At 30.7% G+C, this 19,143-nt stretch carries 21 protein-coding genes; 10 read left to right on the top strand and 11 right to left on the bottom strand.

The genetic code is table 11. The annotated features are described in order from the left end of the window. Positions 1-58 precede the first annotated feature (58 nt). A complete protein-coding gene (locus tag ABDX67_RS09320) occupies positions 59-1,615 on the bottom strand; it encodes an NAD(P)/FAD-dependent oxidoreductase (protein WP_347174741.1) in 1,557 nt (518 codons plus the stop codon). Between the two features lie 271 nt (positions 1,616-1,886). On the opposite strand from ABDX67_RS09320, the gene ABDX67_RS09315 reads away from it, so the two are divergent. Next, the gene (locus tag ABDX67_RS09315; protein WP_347174740.1) at positions 1,887-2,474 is read left to right on the top strand and encodes a hypothetical protein; all 588 of its coding nucleotides are present in this window, start codon (positions 1,887-1,889) and stop codon (positions 2,472-2,474) included. Here ABDX67_RS09315 and ABDX67_RS09310 read toward each other — a convergent pair. Genes ABDX67_RS09310 through ABDX67_RS09295 form a run of 4 tightly spaced genes read right to left on the bottom strand, consistent with a single transcriptional unit; the run spans position 2,463 to position 5,649 of the window. After that, on the bottom strand, positions 2,463-3,611 hold the full coding sequence (locus ABDX67_RS09310) for an NAD-dependent epimerase/dehydratase family protein (RefSeq protein WP_347174739.1): 1,149 nt from the start codon (positions 3,609-3,611) through the stop codon (positions 2,463-2,465). The two genes, ABDX67_RS09315 and ABDX67_RS09310, sit on opposite strands and share 12 nt — an antisense overlap. Before the next feature lie 36 nt (positions 3,612-3,647). Next, entirely contained in the window at positions 3,648-4,181 is a 534-nt protein-coding gene (locus tag ABDX67_RS09305; RefSeq protein WP_347174738.1) for a pyridoxamine 5'-phosphate oxidase family protein, read from the bottom strand. Beyond that, positions 4,178-5,134: a peptide chain release factor N(5)-glutamine methyltransferase gene (prmC, locus tag ABDX67_RS09300; protein ID WP_347174737.1), complete on the bottom strand. Its 957-nt coding sequence runs from the start codon at positions 5,132-5,134 to the stop codon at positions 4,178-4,180. Before prmC ends, ABDX67_RS09305 begins: the two co-directional genes overlap by 4 nt. A 23-nt stretch (positions 5,135-5,157) precedes the next feature. Next, positions 5,158-5,649, bottom strand: a complete 492-nt coding sequence (locus tag ABDX67_RS09295) for a GNAT family N-acetyltransferase (protein WP_347174736.1) — start codon at positions 5,647-5,649, stop codon at positions 5,158-5,160. 55 nt (positions 5,650-5,704) lie between these two features. Between ABDX67_RS09295 and ribD the strand changes: the two genes are divergently transcribed. From ribD to ABDX67_RS09275, 4 genes are read left to right on the top strand one after another with little or no spacing between them, the layout of a single operon-like run. Then, on the top strand, positions 5,705-6,817 hold the full coding sequence (gene ribD / locus ABDX67_RS09290) for a bifunctional diaminohydroxyphosphoribosylaminopyrimidine deaminase/5-amino-6-(5-phosphoribosylamino)uracil reductase RibD (protein WP_347174879.1): 1,113 nt from the start codon (positions 5,705-5,707) through the stop codon (positions 6,815-6,817). After that, positions 6,810-7,421, top strand: a complete 612-nt coding sequence (locus tag ABDX67_RS09285) for an HAD family hydrolase (RefSeq protein WP_347174735.1) — start codon at positions 6,810-6,812, stop codon at positions 7,419-7,421. Before ribD ends, ABDX67_RS09285 begins: the two co-directional genes overlap by 8 nt. Next, positions 7,418-8,278 carry an EamA/RhaT family transporter gene (locus ABDX67_RS09280; RefSeq protein WP_347174734.1) on the top strand — a complete coding sequence of 287 codons (861 nt, stop codon included), beginning with the start codon at positions 7,418-7,420 and terminating at the stop codon, positions 8,276-8,278. The genes ABDX67_RS09285 and ABDX67_RS09280 overlap by 4 nt, the downstream gene beginning before the upstream one ends. Before the next feature lie 2 nt (positions 8,279-8,280). Continuing rightward, on the top strand, positions 8,281-8,892 hold the full coding sequence (locus ABDX67_RS09275; protein ID WP_347174733.1) for an IMPACT family protein: 612 nt from the start codon (positions 8,281-8,283) through the stop codon (positions 8,890-8,892). Here ABDX67_RS09275 and ABDX67_RS09270 read toward each other — a convergent pair. Beyond that, positions 8,884-9,279 carry an acyl-CoA thioesterase gene (locus ABDX67_RS09270; RefSeq protein WP_347174732.1) on the bottom strand — a complete coding sequence of 132 codons (396 nt, stop codon included), beginning with the start codon at positions 9,277-9,279 and terminating at the stop codon, positions 8,884-8,886. The two genes, ABDX67_RS09275 and ABDX67_RS09270, sit on opposite strands and share 9 nt — an antisense overlap. Before the next feature lie 172 nt (positions 9,280-9,451). On the opposite strand from ABDX67_RS09270, the gene dnaA reads away from it, so the two are divergent. The 3 genes from dnaA to ABDX67_RS09255 are packed head-to-tail and all read left to right on the top strand — an operon-like array spanning position 9,452 to position 12,048. Then, entirely contained in the window at positions 9,452-10,879 is a 1,428-nt protein-coding gene (dnaA, locus tag ABDX67_RS09265) for a chromosomal replication initiator protein DnaA (RefSeq protein WP_347174731.1), read from the top strand. 10 nt (positions 10,880-10,889) lie between these two features. Beyond that, positions 10,890-11,348, top strand: a complete 459-nt coding sequence (locus tag ABDX67_RS09260; protein WP_347174730.1) for a low molecular weight protein-tyrosine-phosphatase — start codon at positions 10,890-10,892, stop codon at positions 11,346-11,348. Beyond that, the gene (locus tag ABDX67_RS09255) at positions 11,338-12,048 is read left to right on the top strand and encodes an SAM-dependent methyltransferase (RefSeq protein WP_347174878.1); all 711 of its coding nucleotides are present in this window, start codon (positions 11,338-11,340) and stop codon (positions 12,046-12,048) included. The genes ABDX67_RS09260 and ABDX67_RS09255 overlap by 11 nt, the downstream gene beginning before the upstream one ends. Here ABDX67_RS09255 and ABDX67_RS09250 read toward each other — a convergent pair. The 5 genes from ABDX67_RS09250 to dapF form a co-directional block, all read right to left on the bottom strand. Beyond that, a complete protein-coding gene (locus tag ABDX67_RS09250; protein WP_347174729.1) occupies positions 12,045-12,920 on the bottom strand; it encodes a DUF2279 domain-containing protein in 876 nt (291 codons plus the stop codon). The two genes, ABDX67_RS09255 and ABDX67_RS09250, sit on opposite strands and share 4 nt — an antisense overlap. Before the next feature lie 79 nt (positions 12,921-12,999). Beyond that, a complete protein-coding gene (gene mltG, locus ABDX67_RS09245; RefSeq protein WP_347174728.1) occupies positions 13,000-14,058 on the bottom strand; it encodes an endolytic transglycosylase MltG in 1,059 nt (352 codons plus the stop codon). Continuing rightward, positions 14,027-14,548, bottom strand: a complete 522-nt coding sequence (locus tag ABDX67_RS09240) for a GNAT family N-acetyltransferase (protein ID WP_430438128.1) — start codon at positions 14,546-14,548, stop codon at positions 14,027-14,029. Before ABDX67_RS09240 ends, mltG begins: the two co-directional genes overlap by 32 nt. 12 nt (positions 14,549-14,560) lie before the next feature. Then, entirely contained in the window at positions 14,561-14,977 is a 417-nt protein-coding gene (locus tag ABDX67_RS09235; RefSeq protein WP_347174726.1) for a GxxExxY protein, read from the bottom strand. Positions 14,978-15,001: 24 nt separating this feature from the next. After that, positions 15,002-15,790, bottom strand: coding sequence for a diaminopimelate epimerase (gene dapF, locus ABDX67_RS09230; RefSeq protein WP_347174725.1), 789 nt, complete (start codon positions 15,788-15,790; stop codon positions 15,002-15,004). A gap of 138 nt (positions 15,791-15,928) precedes the next feature. Between dapF and ABDX67_RS09225 the strand changes: the two genes are divergently transcribed. Continuing rightward, on the top strand, positions 15,929-17,308 hold the full coding sequence (locus ABDX67_RS09225; protein ID WP_347174724.1) for a trypsin-like peptidase domain-containing protein: 1,380 nt from the start codon (positions 15,929-15,931) through the stop codon (positions 17,306-17,308). Positions 17,309-17,445: 137 nt separating this feature from the next. Beyond that, positions 17,446-18,888, top strand: coding sequence for a glyceraldehyde-3-phosphate dehydrogenase (locus ABDX67_RS09220; RefSeq protein WP_347174723.1), 1,443 nt, complete (start codon positions 17,446-17,448; stop codon positions 18,886-18,888). Positions 18,889-19,143 lie beyond the last annotated feature (255 nt).

The following is a 19,143-nucleotide window of genomic DNA, read 5'->3' as shown; positions in this document are numbered from 1 at the left end:
ACACTTTTATTCATTTTTATACGAAATAAAAATACAGTTTTAACTTAAAATTAATAGCTTATAAATTGGCAATTGCTGCTTCTGCACATCGTTCGCCGTCCATTGCTGCAGAAACAATTCCGCCGGCATAACCACCGCCTTCTCCACAAGGAAATAATCCTGATATTTCTGGATGTTCTAAATTTTCTTTTCTTGGAATGTTTACAGGCGATGAAGTTCTAGATTCTACACCAACAATATTGGCTTCTGATGTGTAATATCCGTGCATTTTTTGCCCGAATGCTTCAAAACCTTTTCGCAATCTACTGCCAATTATTTTGGGTAGCAAAGAGTGTAGTGGAGCGGATTTTAATCCGGGTTGATATGAAGTAGAATTCAAATCTGTTGATAAATTTCCTTCAACAAAATCTGTTAATCTTTGCGCTGGTGCAGTTTGACTTCTTCCGCCAGAAGTATAAGCTAATCGTTCTAAATCTTTTTGAAATTCTAGTCCTTTTAAAGGACCAAATTTTTCATACTTTGCAAAATCTTTGTCAATGTTTAACTCAACAACAATTCCGGAATTTGCATATAAATTATTTCGCTTGCTTGGCGACATTCCGTTTACGACAACTTCGCCATTTGCAGTTGCTGCAGGAACGATAAATCCGCCAGGACACATGCAAAAAGAATACACGCCACGTTCGTTAACTTGTTGTACTAAACTATATGCTGCGGCTGGTAATAATTCGTCACGTTTTCCTTCGCAATGATATTGAATAGCATCTATAATGTGTTGCGGATGTTCTACACGAACGCCCATTGCAAACGATTTTGCTTTGATAGCAATTTCTTTTTTATGTAGCAATTCGTAAATATCTCTTGCCGAATGTCCGGTTGCTAAAATCACCGAATTTACAGTTATTTCTGTTCCGTTTTGCAATCGAATAGCCTTCATTTTATTGTTCTTAATTACAAAATCTGTAACGCGTGTTTCAAAATGAATTTCTCCTCCGTGATTTATAATATTTTCACGAATATTCTGAATGATTTTTGGTAATTTATTGGTTCCAATATGTGGATGTGCATCAACTAAAATTTGTTCTGTAGCTCCATGAAAAACCAAGTTTTCAAAAATTCTACGAACATCGCCACGCTTTAAACTTCTGGTGTATAATTTTCCGTCAGAATACGTTCCTGCACCACCTTCACCAAAACAATAATTAGAATCTTCGTTTACAAAATGGTCTTGATTAATGGCTTTTAAATCTCTTCGTCTGTCTTGTACATTTTTTCCTCGTTCTAAAACAATGGGTTTAAAACCTAATTCTATACAACGCAATGCTGCGTACATTCCTGCTGGGCCAAAACCAATAATATGCACTTCTTTTGCGTTAGAAACATCTTTGTATTCAAACTGATATTCAGAAGTTTCTAGCAAAGGTTCGTTAATATAAATCGCGATTTTGTAATTAAAGTAAATTTGAGGTTTACGAGCATCAATGGATTTGCGCAATACTTTTACGCCAGAAATAGTAGAAGGTTTAATATTTAAATGATGCGCTGCTTTTTTTAGCAGAATATCTGTGATCTTTTCTTCTTTTAATTGAATACGTAACTGAATCTCTTTTACCATGCGGCAAAAATAAGGAAATTCTGATTGTAAATTTTAGTAAGTTTTCTGTGTTTCGTTATAACTTATGTGTTTTAGAGATGATGTCTTAACAAGTTGGTTTTCTGTTTTTTAAAAAAAAATATCTGGGTTTTAACATTTTTTTAACTACATTTGAAGGTACAACTAACCAAATCGGCTTTTTTGTCTGTTTAAATAGATTTTAAACAGAATTTTTTACTATTTCCCTAGATTAATAATTAATTGAATGAGATTGGTTTCATAAAATAAATGAATGAAAAAAATCGTTTTAATTCTTTATACTCCTTTAGTTTTTCAAATTTCAGAAAACAATCAATCTCAGATAGTTTTTGATTATATTGAATATGTAATTCTTCTTATTTGCTTTATGTCAGCTTCGATTGTGATGATGCTCATACCAATTTTTTTATGCTATTCTATGATTGATAGTTTTAAAAACATGTGTAGTTATAAAAAGAAAATTAAAGAAGGAGTGAGTTGTCACCAAAGCAATTCTAAACATATAGAATCTATTTGTGATAAATACTATAAAGTTTCTTCTAAATTTTTTAAAAACCTTAGCGCTTTAGTTACTTGGAATGTGTTTTCCTTTATTTATATTTTCTTTGGATTTGATAATTTTAATGATGGTCTAAAAGAATATTTCTATTTTCCGTTTGCTGTATTACAATCATTAAGTAAAGATCAAATTTTTGATACAATTTATAAGTTTCAATCAAATTGGTTATTTATGGGTGCAATTGTACTTATTACTTTTTTCTTTTCGTTTTTTGGAAAATATATTGGTAATGATATTGCTAAAAATAATATTGAGAAAAGCAGTATTAAATTAACTACTTAAGGCTTTCCACTTTTTAATAATTTCTTCTTCCTTCATTAAAACACCTTTAGGGTTTTTCTCAAATTTATCTCGTTGCTCTTGAGTCATGGCGTCTGAATACCACCAATCGTGCATTTCTTTTACAGAAGTTTTTAGATCTCTAAATGTTAAACCAGCAGCAATGGCTTTTTGGTTTGCAGTTTTAGAAGATCCGTAGTTTTTACCAATTGGAGGAATCCAAGGAACTAAATAATACACGCCATTTTCTTGTAAGAAATCATAATTATCAACAGGAACAATAGTTGTATCAATATTAAAAGCTCCTTTTGCTTCATTTACAAAAGTTAGCATTGTTTGTTGTTGGGTTGGTCCAGCAATATTAAATTTTCCAGTAATTTTTTTTTCAGCTAAACGAATCATAAATTCAGCAACATCTCTAACATCAGCATACTGCACTAAATCATTTGTTTTTCCAGGAACCAAAACTTCTCCACCTTTTGCCAAACGAACTGGCCAATGAATAAAACGATTGGTTTTATCTCCAGGTCCAAACATATAAGTTGGTCTTGCAATAATTGTTCTATCTGCACCAAAAGCTTTTATTGCTGCGTTTTCAGAATTGGTTTTCATAACGCCATACCAATATTCTAACTTTTCATCTTCGCTTTCTAAAGTTTCTGGCTCTTTGGTAAGTGTTTCGGTTTCTTCTGTAATGTTATCACCTAAATACGGATAATACACACCGGTTGAAGAAGTATACATATAGATTTTTGCTCTGTCTTTTAGTAGCTCGGCTGTATCTGTAGTCCATTGTACATTTCTTCCAGAATTGTCAATGACTACATCCCATTCACCAGTTTCCAATGCTTTTAAATTATCGTTTCTATCCCCAATTAATTGTTCAACTTGATTAAATAATTCTTTGTGTACAGAAGATTTTGTTTTTCCACGTGTAAAAGTAGCAACTGAATGTCCGCGTTTTAAAGCATATGCAATTTGATGAGGTCCTAAAAAACTGGTTCCGCCCAAAATTAAAATTCTTAATTTTTTAGTTTTTTCAGTTTCACAGGCTAAAAAACTTGAACCTAATAACGGTATTGCAATTCCTGCTGCGATACTTTTCTTAATAAAATCTCTTCTGCTTTTAGAACCTTCCATATTTGTAGTTTTGGTTAATTTAATGGAAAGGTAAAATTATTTTTTTGATTTGAAAAACAACATCGGTGGTTCCCAAGTTTCTGAATTACCAACAATGTTTCTTGGTGGACTTACAATTTCCATCCAAATAGGAACCACTTTTATTAAGGTGTAATTCTCTTTTTTATTTGGATAAAAAGATTTCCATGTTTCTTTCCAATATTTCTTTTTTTCCTGCGGATTGTTCACTAAAGTTGCTTTTCCGTGAAGCATTACATACCCAGAATCGTCATTGTCTCTGTAATAAATGGTTACCAAATTATTTTGTTTGATTTGGGCTACTTTTCTACTTGTTGTATTTGTGCCAAACCAGACTGTTAAGTTTTCATCTGGCGGAAAAGGATCCATTGTTCTGGCTCTAGAAATTCCGTTTTTATCTTGTGTGATTAAAGCACAAGTTCCGGTTGAATTCATAATTTCTTTTGCTGCTTTTATCAATTCAATTTTAGAAAAAGTAGTGTTTTTGGTTTGAGAAACCCCAATAAAAGAAACACAAAAGAGTGTAAATAAGAATAGTAATTTTTTGATCATAATAATGTAGATTTTGTCATTCTATCATTTCCGAACATGTCTTTTTTTAATTCAGTTTTAAAACCTTTTTTAGAAAGCATTTCAACAGTATCTTTTCCTAAATATTGATTGATTTCAAAATACAAAACGCCATTTTTTGTCAAGTGATTTTTAGCCAATTCTGCAATTTTTTTATAAAAAACTAACGGATTTTCATCTTTAACAAACAGTGCTAAATGTGGCTCATTTTCTAACACATTTGGTTGTATTTCTTTTTTTTCTAACTCACGCACATACGGCGGATTGGAAACAATAATATCGAACATTATGTTGTTGTGAGTAGTTTGCGACGAAGTAATCTCAAGATTATTTTGAGATTGCTTCTTTCCATTTGCAATGACGTTTAGCGAGTTTGTATTTAAAATATCTTGCTCAATAAAATGAATTTGAACATTATTTAATTCAGCATTTTGCATTGCAATTTTTATTACTTCTAGTGAAATATCAATTGCAGTAATTGTAGCATTTGGTAAGTTTTTAGCTAAAGAAATTGGAATGCAACCTGTTCCGGTTCCAATTTCTAAAATAGAAATTTTTTTTCCACGATAACTTTGTTCACTTGTGTCTTTGCTACTTTGTAACTTTGTAACTTCAGTAAGAATCCATTCAACTAATTCTTCAGTTTCTGGTCTTGGAATCAAGGTGTCTTTTGTTACTTTAAAAGGCAAACCATAAAATTCAGTTTCTTCTAAAATATATTGAATCGGTTCTTGCGATTTTAAGCGAGAAAGCGCATTATATAAATGTTTAAACTTGTCTTTAGAAATGGAAAGTTGATTATTTAAAGCCAAATCAATTCGCTGTAAACCCAATTCTTTTTCAATTAATAAAAAGAAAAAAGAATCAATTTCTGTTTGAGGATAAACAGCAGATAACTCATTGTTAAAATGATTTCTAAATTCTTTAATTTTCATTGTCTTTTGTCTTGCTTCTCTTTTCACAAATCTTTTATCATCCAAACATTACACGAATAATGTCCGGTGTTTCCAACGGGTTTATCGAGAGAAATAAAACCATTTTTTTTGTACAAAGCTGTAGCTGCTTTCATGTACGGCAATGTTTCTAAATAGCATTTTTCAAAGCCAAATTCTTTTGCTTTTTGTAAACAAATGCTAATCATTTTGCTTCCCAATCCTAAACCGCGAGCTTCTGGTAAAAAGTACATTTTTTGAAATTCACAAATATTACCATCGTAATTGTCTAATTGAGCAACGCCCGCGCCGCCAATAATTTTTCCATCCAAATCAATTATATAATACGCAGAAGTTGGTTTATTGTAGGTTTCAAACATATCGTCTAACGCTTTGTCTTCGTATGCAGTACCAACTTTTGGCACTCCAAATTCAATTAAAACATCTTGAATTACTTTTTTAATCTGTTGATTGTCTTTTGGTTGAATCTCTCTAATTATAGGTTGTTTTGTTTTCACTTTAATAGACTATTTTTGCAGGAGCAAGTTATCATTTTTAATTAAAATAATGCCCATTTCTCAACACGAAAAATACATGCAGCGTTGTTTGCAAATTGCCAAAAACGGAATAGGAACAACTCGTCCAAATCCGTCTGTTGGAGCGGTTATTGTGCAAAATGATACAATTATCGGAGAAGGATTTACATCCGTTTACGGCGAAAACCACGCAGAAGTAAATGCAATAAATTCAGTTAAAGATACATCTGTTTTAAAACAAGCGACAATATATGTGACTTTAGAACCGTGTTCTCATGTTGGAAAAACGCCGCCTTGTGCAGATTTAATTGTAAAACATCAATTTAAAAATGTTGTAATTGGCTGTGTTGATACTAACAATTTGGTTGCTGGAAAAGGAATTGAGCGATTAAAAAATGCAGGAATTAATGTAATTCTTGGTGTATTAGAAAGCGAATGTAAAGAACATCACAAGCGATTTTTTACAGTACAAAATAAAAAGCGTCCGTTTATTGTTTTAAAATGGGCAGCAACGAAAAATGGTTTTGTTGCGCCAATTCGTCATTACGAGCAAAGCGAAGTAATCTCAAAATCGATAAAAAGATTACCACAGCAAATAAATTTGCTTCGCAATGACGCAAAACCAATTTGGATTTCCAATCAATATTCGCAACAATTGGTACATAAATGGCGAAGTGAAGAACATGCAATTTTGGTGGGAACAAATACAGTAATTGCTGATAACCCGATGTTAAATGTAAGAAGTTGGAGCGGAAATAATCCGATTAGGATTGTGTTAGATAGAAGTTTGAGAATACCAAAAGAGGCAAGTATTTTTGATGGAGATTTGAAGACGATAGTTCTAATAGAAAAAAGAGAAGAGAGGAAAGAAAATAGAGCAAATGTAGTTTTTGAAGAAATAGATTTTACTAAAAATATTGCAAAGCAAATTTGTGATGTGTTGCATAAGTATCAAATTCAGTCTGTAATTATAGAAGGCGGAACGCAAACGTTGCAAACTTTTATTGATGAAAATTTATGGGATGAAGCCAGGATTTTTGTTGGAGAAAATGAATTTGAAAAAGGAGTGAAATCACCAGGAATAAAAGGAACATTGATTGAAGAAATCAACATCAAAAAAGATGTTTTAAAAATATATAGAAATGATTAAGAATATCGTTTTTGATTTTGGTGATATTTTTATCAACCTAGATAAAGAAGCCACTTTTATTGAGTTGGCTAAATTTGGTGTAAAGCAAATTCCTGATGAAATGATGGCAATTGCACATCAATATGAAAAAGGAGAAATCTCTACGAATAATTTTATTGATTTTTTTCATAAAGAATTTGCTATTTCTAAAGTAGATTTAATTTTTGCATGGAATGCTATTTTATTAAATTTTCCAACCTATCGATTGCAATTTTTGAAAGAGCTTGCTAAAAGTAAAAAATATCGATTGTTTTTGTTGAGCAATACTAATGAAATGCATATTTCTTGGATTCAAAAAGATTGGGGAGCAAAATTGTATCAAGAATTTAAAAACTGTTTTGAACAATTTTATTTGTCGCATGAAATCGGATTTAGAAAACCAAATTCAGATATTTACGAATTTGTATTGCAAGAAAATAATTTAAAAGCTGCCGAAACTTTTTTTATAGATGACACGAAAGAAAATACGGAAGCTGCAAAAGAGTTAGGAATACAAACTTGGCACTTAATTCCGGGTAAAGAAGATGTCGTTAATTTATTAACTAAAAAAGAATTCACAACGTGATTTATCTAGTTTTAAGCATTCTTATTTCAAGTTCATTATTCGTAATTTTTAAGTTGTTTGATGTTCTTAAAATCAATACACAGCAAGCAATTGTTGTAAATTATGCAATTGCATTGTTGTTTGGTTTAGGAACTTCAAATGTATCGGTTTCCATTGTAGAAATTCCACAACAACCATGGTTTTTTGGAGCATTTTTTCTGGGGTTTTTATTTATTTCTATCTTTAATGTAATGGGAATTACGGCTCAGAAAAATGGACTTTCAGTAGCTTCAGTTGCTGGAAAAATGTCTGTGGTAATTCCAATTATTTTCGGAATTATTGTGTATAAAGAAGGTGTTGGTTTTGTTAAAGTTGTTGGAATTTTAATGGCGTTAATTGCGGTGTATTTATCATCAGCAAAAAGCGATACAAATCCTGTAAAATTTAAAAACTTATTATTTCCACTGTTGCTTTTTGTTGGATCTGGTATTTTAGATACAGGCTTAAAATATGTAGAAACTACTTCGGTTTCTAAAGGAGAAGAACCTTTGTTTTTAGCAACTATTTTTGGCTGTGCTTTTGTGTTGGGCTTTTTTGTTGTGGTTTCTCAACTAATAAATGGAAAATTTCAATTTCATTGGAAAAATATTTTAGGTGGAATTGCATTGGGAATTCCAAATTATTATTCGATGGAGTTTTTATTAAAAGCATTTAAAACCGATATAGAAAGTTCTACATTATTTACCATTAATAATGTAGGAATTGTAATTCTTACAACTGTTTTTGCCTTGCTGTTTTTCAAAGAAAAACTCATCAAAAAAAATTGGATTGGAATAGCATTGGCAATTTTTAGTATTTTATTGGTTTCCTTTGCATAATTATGGAGATAAAAGACAGTTACAAAACAATAGAAAAGCCATCAGAAGAAACGCTGTTTAAAGACAGAAATAGTAAGTTTTTCGGATATGCTTTTCCGGTTTTAAATGAAGATGATATTAAAAATGCGTTAGAAGAATTAAAAAAGAAACATCATACTGCGCGTCATTTTTGTTATGCTTGGCAATTGGGCGTTGAAACAATTTCCTACAGAGCAAATGATGATGGAGAACCCAATAACTCTGCCGGAATGCCAATTTATGGACAGATTCAATCTTATGAAGTAACCAATATTTTAATAGTTTCTGTACGTTATTTTGGCGGAACAAAATTAGGCGTTGGCGGATTGATAAACGCTTATAAAAATTCTGCACAATTAGCTTTAGAAGCATCAAAAATTGTTGATAAAACAATTGATGTGCATTTTCAGTTATCGTTTGGATACGATTTGATGAATAAAGTAATGCGTATTATCAAAGAGAAAAAAATTGATATTATTTCTCAAACATTAGAATTAGATTGTACATATGTAATTTCTGTTCGGAAAAAAGATGCAACATCAATCTTTGAAATCTTTACCAATTTGTATAAAGTTGAGATTAAAGAATTAGCGTAATTTCTCCAAAATATATTCCGGACAACGCATCGGTTTTTTTGTTTTTTTATTGATAAAAGCCAACATTGTACTTCCAGTTGTTAAAAGTTCGTTTTTTTGATTGAAAATTTCGTAGTCAAATTCAATCTTAACAGTTGGAATTTTTTTTAATGTAGTTTTTACCGTAATTTCATCGTCGAACTCAGCAGATTTTTTAAAATTACATTGTAAAGTTACAACCGGAAGTATTACATTATTTTCTTCCATATTTTTGTAAGAAATGCCGAAAGACCTTAGCCAGTCTATTCTGCCGATTTCAAAAAACTGTGCGTAGTTGCCGTGATAAACAACTCCCATTTGGTCTGTTTCTCCGTAACGTATTCTAAATGAGGTGGATTGTGTGAACAAGAATTATGCTTTTTTTTGTGGATTTGATTTTACGAAAAAAAAAGTTAATAATCAATAGCAAATTCATTTTTTTATACTGAATTTTATTCACACTTTTGTAAAGCTTTAGAAAAAGAAGAAAAACCCTAGATAAGAAACAATTTATTTAACATTAATATCTGCCTAATTTAGAATGACTAAAACTGCTAACTCAGTTTGGAACGAGTGCCTCTCTTTTATTAAAGATAATATAAAACCGCAAGCATATAAAACTTGGTTTGAGCCTATCAAACCAATTAAAATAGCTGGCGAAGCTTTAACAATTCAGGTGCCTAGTAAATTCTTTTATGAATGGTTAGAAGAACATTATATTAAATTGCTTCGTGTAGCTCTGGTTAGAGAGTTAGGAAAAGATGCTAAACTGATTTATGATGTACGAATGGAAAATACGTACAGCAGCAACAGTCCACAAACAGTAAAAATTCCAAGCTCAAATAGAGATCCTTTAAAACCTCAAAGAGTTACTGTTCCTTTAGAAACAAAAGATAGAGAATTAAGAAATCCTTTTGTAATTCCAGGATTGCAAAAAGTAAAAATAGAATCTCAATTAAATGCAAATTACAATTTTAATAATTTTGTTGAAGGAGATTCAAACCGTTTAGCGCGTTCTGCAGGAATGGCAGTTGCCAATAAACCTGGCGGAACCTCTTTTAATCCATTGTTAATTTATGGTGGAGTTGGTTTAGGAAAAACCCATATTGCACACGCAATTGGTGTTGATATTAAAGATAAATATCCTGATAAAACCGTTTTATATATATCATCAGAAAAATTTACACAGCAATTTATTGATTCTGTAAAATCAAATACTAGAAATGATTTTATTCATTTTTATCAGATGATTGATGTGCTAATTATTGATGATGTGCAATTTTTATCTGGTAAAACAGGAACGCAAGATGTCTTTTTCCATATTTTTAACCATTTACATCAAAACGGAAAACAAGTTATTTTAACTTCTGATAAAGCTCCGGTTGATATGCAAGATATCGAACAACGTTTGTTATCTCGTTTTAAATGGGGATTATCCGCAGAATTACAAGCGCCAGATTACGAAACTAGAATTTCTATCCTTCAAAACAAATTGTTTAGAGATGGCGTAGAAATGCCAGAAGATATTGTAGAATATATTGCAAAAAATATCAAATCGAATGTTCGTGAATTAGAAGGCGTAATTATCTCGATGATTGCTCAAGCTTCTTTTAACAGAAGAGAATATACATTAGAATTGGCAAGACAAATTGTAGATAAATTTGTTAAGAATACAAAGAAAGAAGTTTCTATAGATTACATTCAAAAAGTAGTTTCTAAATACTTTGATATGGATGTTGCAACCTTGCAATCTAAAACAAGGAAACGTCATATTGTTCAAGCGCGTCAATTGGCCATGTTTTTTGCAAAAAGAATGACAAAATCATCATTGGCAAGTATTGGTTCTCAAATTGGTCACAGAGATCACGCAACAGTTTTGCACGCTTGTAAAACAGTAGATAACTTAACGGAAACTGATAAGCAATTCAGAAAATACGTAGACGATTTAACAAAGAAGTTAACATTCTAAACTTCACAACATGAGAATTTTAATGGTTTGCTTGGGTAACATTTGTCGTTCTCCATTAGCAGAAGGTATTTTGCAATCAAAAGTAAAATCAGATATTAAAGTAGATTCTGCTGGAACAGCTGGTTATCATGTTGGTCATTTGCCAGACGAAAGGTCTATTGCGGTTGCTAAAAAATACGGCATTGATATTTCTCAACAACGTTGTAGAAAATTTACAGTAAATGATTTTGATACTTTTAGTATGATTTATGTAATGGATCAAGGAAATTATCAGGAAGTAATATCGAAGGCAAGAGACAAGTATGATGAACGAAAAGTAAAATTAATTTTAAATGAAGTTTCTCCAGGTTCAAACCAAAGTGTTCCAGATCCATATTTTGGTGGAGATGCTGGTTTTGAAAATGTGTATCAACTATTAGATGAAGCTTGCGATATTATTGCTAAAAAAATAGAAGATGATGAAAGGTAAATTATATTTAATTCCGACTACGTTGGGCGATAACGAACCGCTAGAAGTAATGCCGATTTCTGTAAAAAAAGTAATTGAACAACTCGATTATTTTATTGTAGAAAATGAAAAAACAGCAAGACGTTTTATCAAAAAAATAACACCAAAAAAATCGCAACCATCTTTAACAATTATGATGCTTGATAAATATGCGGATGAATTAGAAACGAGAGCGTATTTAGATGTTTGTAATGAAGGAATTTCTGTTGGATTATTATCAGAAGCTGGAGTTCCTGCGGTTGCAGATCCAGGAGCAACCATTGTAAAATTGGCACACGATAAAAACATTCAGGTTGTTCCGTTAGTTGGTCCATCATCCATTTTAATGGCGATGATGAGCTCTGGGATGAACGGACAAAGTTTTGCATTTAACGGCTATTTACCGATTGATAAATCTGAGAGAAAAAAGACAATTAAAGAATTAGAAAAATTATCAAAAGAAAAAAATCAATCACAAATTTTTATCGAAACGCCTTACAGAAACGATAAATTATTGGCAGATTTAAAAACAATACTAACACCAACAACAAATTTATGTGTTGCTGCAGATATTACTTTGCCAACAGAATATATTAAAACAAAAGAAATACGAGCTTGGAAAAGCGAAAATCCAGATTTACATAAAAGACCTGCAATTTTTATCATCCATAAAGAACATTAAAAATATAAAAAGTGGAATTTGAAATTCCCTTTGCTGTTGTATTCTAAAGTCGGAGCAGGAATTTTAATAAAATTAATGGTAGAAAATACCGTTTTTAAGAATTTAGATTTTGTTTTTATCTTCGTTAAATCCAAATCTAAACTCAAATAAAATTGCCTATAAGGATCTTGAGAAAACTGATTATTTGGACTTGTTTCTCCATACAACATTCCTTCTGCACCGTAACCAAAAGCAACATTTAACCATTTCGGAAAATTACTTTCTTTAGCAAAAGACCAAATATTTGCAGATAGCCAATAGGTTTGTCCGTTGTAATCTTTTAACGCTTGTTGCAAAAAAGTGTCACCTAAAACATTAGATCTTTGTTTTGCAAAATCTGTTTGATGAAAAGAATATTTTAAAGTAATTCGCTGTTCTTCCCAAAGGATTTCTTGTCCGATTAACAATCCTGTTCCGCTTGCATTTGCCAAAATATCACCCCAAGAAGCGCCCCATTTTTTTGAAAATCCATCTAAAACTTCAACAGCAGTTAAAAAAGTAAATCCAAATGTTGCACCATAAATCAATTGATTTTTTTTAGAAACTCCAGCCCAATCCAAAACTTCCATTCCGGTTTTTCCAACATAATAAGAAGTCATAACATGACCAATTTTATCCATCTGTTTCCATTGCTTATTATCATTGATAAAATGAAAACTAGAACGCGGATGTTCTGAATACCATAATTTATCCAATCCAATTAAAGCACCGACAGCTAATGTAGATTTTGTAATGATTACAGCATTTCTTCTTTTAATATTTAAGGTGTCAGATTTTGTGTAAAAAGATGAAGTTTGTGCTTGAAGATTAATTGCAAAGAGCAAAAAAAACACTAAAAAATGTTGATAAAAAACAGATTCCCGATTTCTCGGGAATGACAAAATTATTTTGTTTTTCGTTTTTAGCATTCAATTATCTATTAATTCCTTGATTGCTAATCCAACGTTGATATTTTCTTGCGTTTCTATTGTGTTGATTTAAAGTATTTGCAAACTCATGATATCCGATGTTATCAACACTTGCACACATATAAAAATAGTTGTGTTTTTTTGAAAACAAAACTGCATCAATTGAAGAAATATCTGGCATTGCAATTAATGTTGGCGGAACACCTTTGTTTTGATACGTGTTGTAAGGAGATTTTATTGTTAAATCTTTTAATAAAACTCGTTTTACAACAAAATCTTGTCCGTGTTTTTCTTTCAACGCATAAATAATTGTTGGGTCAGCCTGTAACGGCCAACCACGTTTTAATCTATTTAAATACAAACCAGCAACAATTGGTCTTTCAGAAATTTTTGCTGTTTCTTTTTGTACGATTGATGCCAATGCAATAACTTTTGTTCTGCTTAATTTTAATTTTTTAGCTTGATTTTCTCTTTCTTCATTCCAAAAACGATTGTATTCTGTTAACATTCTATCTCTAAATTGTTCGGCAGTTGAATTCCAATACAACTCGTAACTATTCGGAACGTACATTCCTAATGCAGATTTTGAAGTAAATTGATGTTCTTTTAAAAAAGTTTCATCTTTCATTGCATTTAATATTGAAATACTATCGGCTTCAATCTGAACTGCAATTCTGCCAGCTAAATCCTCTAAAGAATGTTGATTGTTAAAAATAAGTTTTACAGGTGTTTGTTTACCGCTTCTTAAAAGGTTAATTAAATCGTTATTAGAAATTCCTTTCGGAATTTTAAATTTACCAGCTCTAATATTTTTGTTGTATTCTTTTTTTTTGGCTACCCAAACAAATGATTCTACACGTTTTAGAAATGGTCTTACTTCATTTTCTAAATCTTCTAAACTGCTGTTTGTTTTGATAAACACAAAGCCTTCTTTAACGGTGTTTGGTGCGTAAATTTTGTTGTAAGTATTAAATGCAAAAACGCCACCAATAAGAAGTGTTAAGCCAATAATTAATATGATAAATTTCTTTTTATTCATTGATAATTTGATATAAAATTTCATCTTTAAAAGTAGAATTAGAAAAAATCCAATCTTTTTTTACACCTACTTTTACAAAGTTATGTTTTTTAAATAAAGTAATACTTTTTGTATTGTCTGAAGTAATATTTGCATACAATTGATGTAATTGTAAATGCGTAAAACAATAGTTGATTAACAATTTTAATGCTTCTGACGCAAATCCGTTTTTTTGATATTTTGTATGAATTAAAATTCCAATTCCAGCTCTTTTATGTTGCGGATTAAAATCAAAAAGGTCAATAATTCCAACAGGTTTATTAGTTGCTTTTTCTTCAATAATTAAACGCAATTGTTTGGCTTCAAAAATATCTAAATGAGCATTTTCTAAATATTTTTTTAATAAGAATTTAGAAAACGGAGTTTGTGTATCGCTAATTTCCCAGAAGGATGCATCATTTTCTGTGTCGAACAAAAACTGTAAATCTTCTGGCTCTAAAGCACGTAGATTAATTTTTTGACCACATAGAGACATAGTTGACATAGCTTATTTTATTGGTAATTCATTAAAAAAATTATTCACAAAAGTTTTTTGCCCTTCTTTAAATATATTCAAACAATTAAAATTAACGATAATACCTTTTGGAGCTTTTAGTAAATGCATGTAAGTTAATAATTGCGCTTTAAAAATAGGTTTTAATTCTTGAACAGATTTTAATTCTACAACTAAACAGTTTTCAATTAGTAAATCTGCCCTTAAATTAGCATCAACTTTAATATTTCTATAAGAAACTGGAATATTTATTTCTGTTGAAAAAGAAATCTTTTCGTATTTTAATTCTTCAATTAAACATTGATGGTAAATACTTTCTAATAAGCCAGGACCTAATTCTTTATGAACATTAATGCAACAGCCTAAAAAAGAATAGGTTAAATCATCAAGAAATTGTTTAGTTATATTCATGTCAAATTTTCTGAAACAGTTAAACTATGCGTTTATGTGGTCAATATTTATAATTCCTTTAAACACAAAAGTTGCTGGTCCTTTTAGAAACACATTTTTGTATTGATTATTTTCTACGTTGAATGAAACTTCTAATTCTCCTCCTAAAACTGGTAATTTGATAACTTTTAAGTTTGTTTTATTTGTTTTGTACATTGCAATTGCAACTGCAGTAACTCCAGTTCCACATGCCAATGTTTCATCTTCTACGCCACGTTCGTATGTTCTAACTTTAAAAGTAGATTTGTTTATTTGTTCTACAAAATTAATATTGCTTCCTTCGTCTCCATATTCATTTCTTAACTTTCTTCCATTTGTAACAACATTATAAGTATCAATACTTTTTACTAGTTGAACATGATGTGGAGAACCAGTATTTACAAAAACGTGATTGGCATGAACATCAACTTTGTTTACATCAATCATTTGCAAGGAAACCAAACCATTTTCTATGCTTGCGTGATGTAATCCGTCAACAGCATTAAAGGTAGTTTTTTCTGAAATTATATCTAATTTATATGCAAAAGCAACAATACATCTTCCGCCATTTCCACACATTGTTCCTTCATTTCCATCAGCATTAAAATACACCATTTTAAAATCTGTTTCAGCATCATATTCTAATAGAATTAATCCATCTGCACCAATTCCAAAATGTCTATCACACAATTTATTGACTAAAGCAATGTTCTTTTTAGGAAATGAATTATCTCTATTATCAATCATGATAAAATCGTTTCCAGTTCCTTCGTATTTGTAAAAAGTAATATTCATAAGCAGCAAAGATAACAATTTATGGTCTGAAAAAAGTTTGTTAAAACACGGTTAAAAATCGTTAAAATCCAGTTAAAACAGATTTGTGTAAAATGTTAAAATTGTATATTTGATAAGTTCTAAAAAATGATAAGAAAAATGAAAAAAACAGCTCGTTTATTAGGTATTGCAATTTTAGGAGGAATCTTAACTCTTGGCGGTTATAAAATATTTTTAGAAAAACCACAAGTTGTTATCGAACGAACGGTTGAACCTTCTTCGAAAATTGTAAAAACCAGTTTTGAAAACACAAGTTTACCAGTAACAAATACACCAACTAATTTTACGGAAGCAGCAGAAAAGACAATTCATTCTGTTGTTCACGTAAAAAACACAGCAATAAAAACACAATCTGATCCTTGGGCAGAATTGTTTTACGGAAGAGGAAGTGGAACAAGAAAATACGAACAAGTAGGAACAGGAAGTGGCGTTATTATTTCTGAAGATGGATTTATCGTTACCAATAATCATGTAATTGCCGGAGCATCTGATTTAGAGGTTACTTTAAACAATCAAAAAAAATACAAAGCCGAATTGATTGGAACAGATACAGACAATGATATTGCTTTGTTAAAAATTGATGCAGACATTAAATTACCTTACATTACTTTTTCTAATTCTGATGCATTAAAAATAGGTGAATGGGTGTTGGCAGTTGGAAATCCGTATAATTTAACTTCTACAGTAACAGCAGGAATTGTAAGTGCAAAAGGAAGAGATTTAAGAGGAAATGGAAATATTACAGATTCATTTATACAAACTGATGCTGCAGTAAATCCTGGAAATAGTGGAGGTGCGCTGGTAAATACACGTGGAGAATTAGTTGGAATTAACACAGCAATTTCTTCTAAAACAGGTTCTTTTGTTGGTTATTCTTTTGCAGTTCCATCAAACATTGCAAAAAAAGTAATTGAAGATTTAATGGAGTTTGGTAGAGTGCAACAATCTGTATTAGGAATTTCTATTGATTTAGAATATTCTGAAGAAGGCGTTAAAATTGGTAGTTTTCCAGAAAATAGTGGGGCAAAAAAAGCTGGGTTAAAAACGGGAGATATCATTACAAAAGTAAACAATGTAAAAATTTCTAAATTTTCAGATTTAGCAGGACAGTTAAGAGCAAAACGACCAGGAGATTTTGTGGATGTTACTATAAATAGAAATGGTTCGTTTTTAAATAAAAAAGTAAGACTTTCTAAAAAAGATGTGTTTAGGTCTGATAGTTATCACTTAGATCTTAAAGATTTAACAAAACCAGAAATGAAGAAATTAGGAATTTCTTATGGTGTAAAAATAGTACAAGATTTCGCTCAAAGAGCTGATGGCTCCAGTATAAAAGGGTTTATCATCACTAAAATAAATAATAAAAAAGTAACAAGTGCTTCTCAGGTTGCAACTTTCTTAGATTCCCAAAAAAGATATTCGGTTACTATAGAAATGTTAGATTTAAACGGAGAAATAGTAAAATTTTATCTTAGGTAGAGTCATTAAAAATAGAATTTATGAATCTCGCTTTATTAGTTTAAAGTGAGATTTTTATTTTTGAAAAATAGCATCCAAATCGATAGAAATAAGTATTTTTGCACAAAATTTGAAAAACAACCAGATATAACACAACTATGTCAACAACAACAAATTATGAAGATCAAGTATCTTCTCAAGTTCAAACTCGTAGAGCTACCGTAGAATTTATCAATATTGTAAACGATTTATGGTACGATAAATCTATCGAATTGGTTTTATTTAGAAATCAATTAATAGATAAGCACGCGAGCGAAGTTTTAAATTTAATTAACTACGCAAAAGAATTTGTAGCAAAACCAATTACCATTTTTGATGCTTTAGACATTGCAAAAGCAATTCAGAAATTAGAATTACCAGCATCTAAATTAGATATTGGAAAATTAGCGTACGAATGCCAGTTAAATGAAGCAGATTGCTCAGATAAATTAGCTTTTGTAAAGAGTCAATTAAAAGGAGCAACAGCATCAGAAAATATTGAACCAAAAGATGTAGTTCTTTATGGTTTTGGTAGAATTGGTCGTTTATTAGCACGTGAGTTAATGAATAAAATGGGTAAAGGTTCTCAATTGAGACTTAGAGCCGTTGTAACTCGTGGCAAAATTGATCAAACAGTTTTAGAAAAAAGAGCTTCATTATTAAGTATTGATTCTGTTCATGGAGAATTTAAAGGAACTGTTGAAGTTGATGTAGAAAACAATGCATTAATTATAAACGGAACAACTGTTTATATGATTTCTGCAAATCAGCCAGAAGATATAGATTATACTGCATACGGAATTAACGATGCATTAATTATAGATAACACTGGAGCTTTTAGAGATAAAGAAGCATTAAGCAGACATTTAGTTGCAAAAGGAGCAAGTAAAGTATTGTTAACTGCGCCAGGAAAAGGTGTTCCAAATATTGTACATGGTGTAAATCATGAAGAAAACAATCCAGATGTTGTAGATATATTCTCTGCAGCTTCTTGTACAACAAATGCAATTACGCCAGTTTTAAAAGTATTAGAAGATAATTTCGGAATTAATAAAGGACATTTAGAAACCATTCACGCATATACAAACGATCAAAATTTGGTTGATAATATGCACAGTAAATATCGTAGAGGTAGAGCAGCAGCTTTAAATATGGTAATTACAGAAACTGGAGCAGGAGCTGCAGTTGCAAAAGCGTTGCCAGCATTAGCTGGTAAGTTAACTTCAAATGCTATTCGTGTTCCTGTTCCTAACGGATCTTTAGCAATTTTAAGCTTGCAATTACATTCTGATGTAACTGTGGAATCTGTAAATGCAATCATGAAAAAATATGCTTTAGAAGGCGATTTAGTAGAGCAAATTAAATATTCTGTTGATAATGAATTGGTTTCTTCTGATATTGTTGGCTGTTCTGCTCCATCAATTTTTGATAGTAAAGCAACAATTACAGACGGAAATAGCATTGTAATTTATGTTTGGTACGATAATGAATACGGATATTCTCATCAAGTAATTCGTTTGGCAAAACACATTGCAAAAGTGAGACGTTTTACGTATTATTAATCAATAAATTGTTATTTCTGTGAAGACAGGAATCTCATTAATATAATAAAACCCGAAACAAATTTGTTTCGGGTTTTTTGTTTTGAAGCTTTTTCCTGCTTTCCGTTATATCTTTTTATTCTTGTCATTGCGAAGTTTACTTTTTTTGTAAACTGTGGCAATCTCTTTTTTAAGATGAGATTACTTAGCTCTACTCGTAAAGTCGAAAATTTATTTTGAGAATAAAAAGGATACCACCTAAATCAAGGCTAAGTA

Origin of the sequence: Polaribacter uvawellassae, from assembly GCF_039748955.1 — a bacterium.
Lineage (GTDB): Bacteria > Bacteroidota > Bacteroidia > Flavobacteriales > Flavobacteriaceae > Polaribacter > Polaribacter uvawellassae.
This window is presented reverse-complemented; position numbering and strand designations above follow the sequence as displayed.